General features: G+C 42.3%; 5 protein-coding genes. 3 read left to right on the plus strand and 2 right to left on the minus strand.

The annotated features are described in order from the left end of the window. Positions 1–40: 40 nt before the first annotated feature. Together V5G28_RS04850 and V5G28_RS04855 are read right to left on the minus strand one after the other, a co-directional pair. Positions 41–1,651, minus strand: coding sequence for an adenylate/guanylate cyclase domain-containing protein (locus tag V5G28_RS04850; RefSeq protein WP_336229790.1), 1,611 nt, complete (start codon positions 1,649–1,651; stop codon positions 41–43). 17 nt (positions 1,652–1,668) lie between these two features. Next, positions 1,669–2,637: a hypothetical protein gene (locus tag V5G28_RS04855; protein WP_336229791.1), complete on the minus strand. Its 969-nt coding sequence runs from the start codon at positions 2,635–2,637 to the stop codon at positions 1,669–1,671. Positions 2,638–2,991: 354 nt separating this feature from the next. Between V5G28_RS04855 and urtA the strand changes: the two genes are divergently transcribed. From urtA to V5G28_RS04870, 3 genes are all read left to right on the plus strand, one after another. Further along, positions 2,992–4,293 carry an urea ABC transporter substrate-binding protein gene (gene urtA, locus V5G28_RS04860; protein ID WP_442994220.1) on the plus strand — a complete coding sequence of 434 codons (1,302 nt, stop codon included), beginning with the start codon at positions 2,992–2,994 and terminating at the stop codon, positions 4,291–4,293. A gap of 245 nt (positions 4,294–4,538) precedes the next feature. Then, positions 4,539–5,468, plus strand: coding sequence for a pentapeptide repeat-containing protein (locus V5G28_RS04865; RefSeq protein ID WP_336229792.1), 930 nt, complete (start codon positions 4,539–4,541; stop codon positions 5,466–5,468). A gap of 15 nt (positions 5,469–5,483) precedes the next feature. Further along, positions 5,484–6,749: AAA-like domain-containing protein (locus tag V5G28_RS04870; protein WP_336229794.1), on the plus strand; the 1,266-nt coding region annotated here is incomplete at its 3' end.

Below are 6,749 nucleotides of genomic sequence, written 5' to 3' on the forward strand. Positions count from 1 at the left end.
GGTACTGGGCAAGAAATTTCTTCCCTTACCCCAATCCCCTTCATACACCTATCTTTTGCAACTCAAGTTCTGCTACTGCTTCTTTCATAATTTCGCTCAGGAATGTGTAAGCTTCTTGCCATGCTTCTCGTACTGGGGTAGTAAACTCTACACCTAGTCCTTGCGCCAAAGTCCAGAGTAATGCCTGACCTAGGGTATCGTAGAATTCATCCTTGACCCCATACCCCCCATGACGGCGACCCAAATCTTGAACGGCTGGAATAATCTGCTCTGGCTGACGCAAACCTTCCACGGCGAGGGCAAGCATATCCATTAGCTTACGTTGCTGCTGTTTCATATCCCCCTTAAATAGATGACGCAGGGAGGGGTTTAATTCAAACAGTCTTTGGTAGAACAGTTCGGCAGCCTTATCGGCAATCGGCTTCACTTTTTCAAAGGATGATTGAACCAACTCCACCTGAGTTAGAACTAATTTTCTGGTGGTTACCAGTGTCCAGGTTTCTACTTCTCCCAGACCTTGAATTGTCACGACCGGGTTTTGGATGAAAGTGTAGCTATCTGCTATCCGTTCGTACACACTCCCACTCAGTAAAATATAGTTCAAATCAGCTTGGCTCTGGAGACTGCTTGCTATATACGCTGTTTCTCCCCAAATGCTGTACCCAAACCTCTGTGTTCCGACTACGCCTGCTGTCACAGGACCAGTATGAATCCCAATGCGTAAAGCCAAGGCAGAATTATAATGAACATTCAGACGCTGGATTATCTCTAACATGGCTAAGGCAAAATCAACCGTTCGCTGGCTATGGTCGAATCTGGCTTGGGTGAGCCCGCACACCGCCACATAGTTTGTACTTAGGGAGTTCTGTCGTTCCAATCCATAGCGTTCTGCACAGTCGTCAAATTCATCAAATAGCTCGGTGAGCAATTTTGTCATTTCTTGCGGTGGCAGGCGTTTGTTCAACTGAGAAAGACCAGCCAGATGAGCATTGAGGATGGTTACTTGCTTGAGGTTATCGGCAATGAGCAATTCTCCTTGTTTCCTGCGTTCGGCGATCGCCTTGGGTAGGATATTCTCCAATAGAATATCGTTCTCCTGCTTCTTGGTTTCCAGTTCTTCTTGAGTTTGGCGTAATTTGTTCGCCACCTCTTTGAACTCTGTTGCCAATTCTCCAAACTCGTCAAGCGACTTTACCTCTACTTCCGCATCCAGTTCCCCAGCAACAAGTTTCCGGGCGTTTTCAGTCAAGCGACGTAGGGGAGAGGTAAAAATTTTCGCAGCAGCTGCCGCTAAAAACGCCGTCCCCAGTAGGAAAAGCGCCGCCGCAATCAGCAAAATTAGCTGTAACGTGTAAAGCGGAGTATAAGCTTCCCCCACCTCCATTTCTGCCAGAATCGCCCAATTTAACCCGTTCAACTTCAAAGGAGAGTAGGAACTCAATACCTCTACCCCCCGATAGTTGCGGTCTACCATCATGCCTTGTTTCCCTGCTAAGGCGGCTTTGGCGGCAGTCGAGTTGATTTTCTGTAAGCCAATGGTAGTGTTGAAGTTCTCCATTAATTGGAGAATTCTCTTGTCACTCCCCGTGTAACCAACAATGTTTTGATATTTTTTGGGGTCTTCAACCCAAAAACGGGATGTCGAACGCATGAGGGAATCGGGTCCGACTAAATAAGCTTCCCTGTTTTCTGTAACCCACCGCCAACCCAATTATTATTCCGGCTAATAGCCTGGTCAAGCTTTTTAATGGGAATTTGCACTGCCAAGATGCCAATGATGTTAGTACCGCTATAAATGGGCGTTGCCATGAAAGCAGCTGGAGTATCATAAGAGGGGCGGTAAGGTTTGAAATCAGCAACCTGAACGCTACCTTGTGTCGGATTTGTTAGGACTGTCTGCACCAAATCCGCTAGGGCACTCTGGGGGTAAGAACCCTGTAATCGATTAGTGGCAAAATCTGTCTCTTTATAATAGGAATAGACGATATCTCCTGTTTTAGGGTTAATCAAAAATAAATCGTAATAACCGAATTTTTCGACCATTTCTGTAAAAAATTTTTGATATTTGGCATGAGCTTTGGTGTAAGCGCTGCCATCACCAGCATCGAGGAGCTTGTGTTTTTGACCGACTGGATTAGGATTAGAAGCAATGTAGTAATACTGGAGATAGCGAGCCGCTTGTCCGGTAGGAGGATAGACATTCAGGTTTGCTTCAGGGGGTAGGTTCTTTTTCAACCGAGGAAGAAATTGTTCGGTGTAGTAAGCTTCCATTGCTGTATCCCATTCCGGGGGCACAAAGCTGCGTTCCAGGTTGCGGAAACCCCCATTCAACTCCACCATCGCTTTAACGACGTTGCCGTCTGATGCCAGCATCCCCACTTGGTTATTCAAATTTTCAAAGTACGACTCAAACTGGTCGGCTTTGGTTGTACGTATACCTGCTAGTTGCTCAGCAATTTTGTTTCTGAGGGTGGCTTGTGTTTGATACCAACCAATCCCACTAACTACCACCACAGAACCAAGGCTAACTCCTAAGAGCAACGCTTGTAGCTTGGATTTAATTGTCCAGTACCCCAGTTTTGAATTACTTAGGGAGTTCTTACGGAACTTACGCAAGCGATTTTGGGGATTTAACATCTTTTTTATTAATCTTGATGGTGAATATTTAACCTGTTGTTTACGTCTCTTTTAGGGATGAACGGTATTTTCCGTTCTTATAGGCTTTTTTATGCTTTTTATTATTTAATTTATATCTTTAGTAGTATTCATTTTTTCTATCAAACTAATTTATTAAAGTCAAGCTGTGTGACAAGTTATTTTCAGCTCAATGAATTTCAAACTAGGAAAAGCAGGAAAAGCAGGAAAAGTAGGAATATTTAAAGTTAATGACAGCCTATTGCACGTTTCTAAGGTAGAGTAATACAAAAGTATTTAGGATTTATTGTTGGTATTTCTACGTTTTTTTAATTATCAAAAAGTTAGTCTAATATTATGAGTAGACTTAACCGACGTAGGTTTTTGATTTACAGTTCTGCAACTATCAGTAGCAGCATCCTTCTGAAAGCTTGCGCCAATAATTCTCCAAACACTACGAACAGCCCGACAGCTTCTCCTGTGGCTGCTGCTGATGGCGACACAATCAAAATAGGTATTCTCCACTCCCTCAGTGGCACACTGTCCATTAGTGAAAAAAGCATAGTCGATGCTGAGAAATTAGCCATCAAAGAAATTAACGCTTCGGGTGGTGTCTTAAATAAACAAATTGAAGCGATTATTGAAGATGGTGCTTCTAACTGGGATACTTTCAGAGAAAAAGCCATCAAGTTGATTGAACAAAATAAAGTAGCTGTAGTTTTTGGTTGTTGGACTTCAGCTAGCCGCAAAAATGTTAAGCCAGTCTTTGAAAGTAAAGACCATATGCTGTGGTATCCCGTGCAGTATGAAGGTCAAGAGTGTTCTAAAAACATTTTTTACACAGGTGCAGCGCCAAATCAACAAATTGAACCTTCTGTTGATTGGTTGTTAAAAAATAAGGGCAAAGAATTCTTTTTAGTAGGCTCAGACTACATCTTCCCTCGGACTGCTAGCACTATTATCAAAGCTCAATTAAAAGCTCTTGGTGGAAAAACAGTTGGTGAAGATTACTTACCCTTAGGTAATACAGAAGTGACACCAATAATTACAAAAATTAAGCAAACTTTGCCCAATGGTGGGGTAATTTATAACACCTTGAATGGTGATAGCAATGTGGCTTTTTTCAAACAGTTAAAAGATGCTGGATTAACATCAGACAAATATCCTTCTATGTCGGTAAGTATTGCCGAAGAAGAAGTCAAGGCTATTGGTGTTGAGTATCTGAAAGGTCACTACGCTGCTTGGAATTACTTCCAAACAGTAGACACTCCTGCTAATAAGAAATTTGTCGAAGCTTTTAAAAAAGAATACAGTGCTGATCGGGTAACAAATGACCCAATGGAAGCCGCATATATCGCCGTTTATTTGTGGAAGCAAGCAGTAGAAAAAGCGGGTAGTATTGACTTAGCTAAAGTGCGTGCTGCAGCCTATGGTCAAACCATAGATGCACCTGAAGGAAAAGTGACAGTAAATGCTAATCATCACATATCCAAAGTTGTGCGGATTGGTCAAGTCAGAGATGATGGTTTGTTTAATATTGTCTATACTACACCTGCGCCAGTTGAGCCAGTTCCTTGGAATCAATTTGTGGAAGAGACTAAGGGATTTGCTTGTGATTGGTCAGATCCAGCTAAGGGTGGTAAGTATAAAAAAGCCTAGTTGGTGAAAAGTTATGAGTGCTGATTAAACTAAAAAAAATAGTATCAAGCTGGTAAATGGTAGACAGAGTGAGCGCTAAACTCAGCCAGGTTGCTCGAAAAATTATCAATATCTCAAGTACAGTGTCATTGTTGGAAACTCAACAAATCGAGTATCGGTAGAGATGGCAAAGATATAAGTACAGGGCATCAAAACCGAGCTTTTCAAAAACAATCGTTAAGCCGAGCAATGCCTAGTTAATACATATGAACATCATTAATGCCAGTGACATTCTTAAGCACTATGGCGAGCAAGAACGAAATTTTCAAAATCTTGACCTTAGTCGAGTTGACCTGAGTGGTGCTGATCTAAATGGAATTGATTTTAGTCATGCCAATCTCAATAGTGCTGATTTGAGTTATACAAATTTAAGCCGCACAACTCTGATTTGGACAGATTTGAATCGAGCCAACTTAAAACAGGCAAACTTAACTCAAGCTTACCTGCTCCACAGCAGCCTTTTTTGGGCGGATTTAAAGGAAGCCACATTAGTTAACGCCAACCTGAGTAATGCTCTCCTAAATCATGCAAATCTAACTTCTGCCTGTTTAAAGGGTGCTGATTTGACTGAAGCGTCTTTAGAAAGCGCAATTTTAGTTCAAGCAGCTCTTAGTCGAGCCAATTTATTCAAAGCCAGCTTGAAAGGGGCAAATTTTACGGGAGCCAACCTCAAGGAAGCCAATCTGCGTCAGACAAATTGGGAAGGTGCCATTTTAAGCCAAGCCTCGTTGCAGGGAGTTGATCTTGAACAGAGCCAGTTTAATGAGACAATTCTAAGAAATGTTGATTTGACGGATGCTAATTTGGTTAAAGCTGATTTAAGATATGCCGATTTGACAGAAGCAATCCTGTGCCGAGTTGCCCTGGAGTTAACCAACTTAGTCGGCGCTGACTTAAGCCGTGCAACTCTAAAACAAGCCTCTCTATTTCAAGCCGATCTAGAGAGAGCCGTCTTATATAATACCAATTTAGTTGAAACCGATCTCAGATACACCAACTTTAAAGATACTCAGCTAATGGGTTCTGATTTTTCTGGTTCCCGCGTCAAAGGAGCTTCCTTTACAGACGCTAAAGGGTTAACTTGTCAACAGAAACAGTGGCTCAGAGTCAATGGAGCCCTGAATATCCCAGCCTAGCAATTTGCTATTTGAATGAAAAACATTGAAAAATTTGTTGAATTTGCGCTCCAGTTAGTGGCTACAGAAACAGGAATTTCACTTAACTATATTCAAAAGGTAATCCTGCGAAACTCTCTACTTGATAACAAAAAAACTTACGCTCATCTTGCTCTTGAAAATAACTACTCTGAAAGCTACATTAAGTTCTCAGTAGCGCCTAAACTATGGCAGTTGCTTTCAGTTGCGCTCGGTGAAAAAGTTAATAAGACGAATCTCGCGGCGCTGCTAGAACAGCGGTTAGAAAAATTCGCTTCCTTTGATAATCCTCAGACGAGCCAGACAACAGCAGCAATCCAAACGGCGGGCTTTCTTAGGGAACCCTACGTTCTAGAATCTCCATTCGGACAGGTTCCGCTGGCTTCCTCTTTGTACATTGAGCGAGCAGCTATCGAACAAACCTGTTATCAAGAAATTCTCCAACCCCATGCGTTCATTCGCATCAAAGCACCTCAAAACATGGGGAAGACTTCCCTAATCGCACGAATTCTGGATTATGGAAGCAGTCAGAATTACCACATAGTGCGACTCAGCTTAGATCACGCCGGAACACAAGTGTTTGCTTCAAGCTCACGCTTTTTACGCTGGTTTTGTAGTAATGTCACACAGCAGTTGGGTTTGGAATCTAGATTAAATGACTACTGGGACGAGGATATGGGAGCTTTGATTAATAGCACGATTTATTTTCAGGGCTATCTGCTCAAGGAACTCTCTAACCCTATTGTTTTAGCACTAGATAAGGTAGACCAATTATTTGAGTACCCAGAAGTTGCTAGTGATTTTTTCGTCCTGTTGCGTTCGTGGTATGAGGAAACAAAAGACATTTTAGTCTGGCAGAAATTACGAGTTGTGATGGCTCATGCAGTTGAAGTTTACATTCCCTTACCCACCCATCGCTCTCCGTTTAATGTGGGATTAGCGGTGGAACTTTTGAGTTTTAACCAAGAACAGGTGGAGGATTTAGCCCTTCGTCACGGACTTCAACTCACTCAGCCTGAACTTGAGCAGTTAATGAACCTCACTGGTGGGTTTCCGTATTTAATTCGACTGGCATTGTATCAAAGTGTTCGCTTGAAGATTCCTATGCAAACGTTACTGCAAGATGCTACGAGGGATACTGGAATCTATCAACAACATCTTCAGTATCAGTTGTGGAACCTTCAACAGCATCCGAAATTAGCTGACGCCTTTCAACAGGTTTTAATGGCTCCAATCGAGTTAGAAATGGAGGTGGCGTTTAAG

This window comes from Scytonema sp. PRP1 (assembly GCF_036697665.2).
GTDB lineage: Bacteria > Cyanobacteriota > Cyanobacteriia > Cyanobacteriales > Nostocaceae > Kalymmatonema > Kalymmatonema gypsitolerans.